We start from the raw sequence: 1,058 nt of genomic DNA, 5'->3' as shown, positions 1-1,058 counted from the left end.
ACCGCCGTGAAAGGGCGGTGTCCTAGGCCTCTAGACGATGGGGACACAAAATGTGTCACTAGGACATTAAATGATAGTTTGACTCATATCGGAGTTAAGGTTACTAAAATAACATGCAAGTACTCGAGACTAACATATTTATTTTCTTGGCATTGCTCACTTACTTAGAGTAAATGGCGTCCCCAAGGGGATTCGAACCCCTGTTACCGCCGTGAAAGGGCGGTGTCCTAGGCCTCTAGACGATGGGGACGCAGAAAACTGCAACCCTAGGACAAACACTATGCAAATCTGGTGGAGCTATGCGGGATCGAACCGCAGACCTCTTCGCTGCCAGCGAAGCGCTCTCCCAGCTGAGCTATAGCCCCGACTTGCATACACACTACCAATTAACCTTGGCTGTGTATCGCTGAGTGCGGGGCGCATTCTATGCAGCCCCCCAAATAAAGTCAACAGTTTTTTATCGATGTTTATTTAAATGATTTAAATTTCAACAAGCTGACTAAATATCAATCCGTTGCGGAGGTATTTTATACAAAGTGCTATCAAATTAGCTATTTTGGGCTAATTGCATTGCTGGTTTGTTATCAATGACTCTCTGCTTTTGAGTTTACTCTCTAAAAAAAGGTATACATTTATATGCAAAATAAAATTCGTTATTTAAAGCTTTAAATAAAACGACTTTCCCCTTCCCTGCTTTGTTTTAATAGTGCTAAGTAGAATGCAATTAACTAATGCAAATTTATCGGTATGAAAAAACTGTTTTAAAAATTTACTGTATTCATATCATTTGGAATGATTTACCTAGGTCATAAAGCTATAGATCCAAGGCTAAATATAAGCTTATGAATATAAATTGCATATTTGTTCGCCAAAAAATGCTTAAATGCCATGTCATTGTTTATAAAAGCTGCATCTAACACATTTTTACTCATTCAAGTGTTGACACATTTACAACTCTATCTATAATAGCGCCCCACAACAACGCAGCAATGAGTTGTTTTAGATATGGGTCGTTAGCTCAGTTGGGAGAGCATCGCCCTTACAAGGCGAGGGTCACT

The 1,058-nt window shown here is 39.7% G+C and carries 2 tRNA genes; both read right to left on the bottom strand.

Going from position 1 to position 1,058, the window contains the following annotated elements:
* Positions 1-174: 174 nt before the first annotated feature.
* A tRNA-Glu gene (locus tag NYF15_RS14005) sits at positions 175-250 on the bottom strand.
* A 39-nt stretch (positions 251-289) separates the two neighbouring features.
* Positions 290-365, bottom strand: a tRNA-Ala gene (locus tag NYF15_RS14000).
* Positions 366-1,058 lie beyond the last annotated feature (693 nt).

The sequence above is a fragment of the Pseudoalteromonas sp. 68 DY56-GL68 genome, from assembly GCF_041414825.1.
Lineage (GTDB): Bacteria > Pseudomonadota > Gammaproteobacteria > Enterobacterales > Alteromonadaceae > Pseudoalteromonas.
The sequence above is the reverse complement of the archived record's forward strand: the minus strand, read 5'-3'. Positions and strand labels throughout refer to the sequence as shown.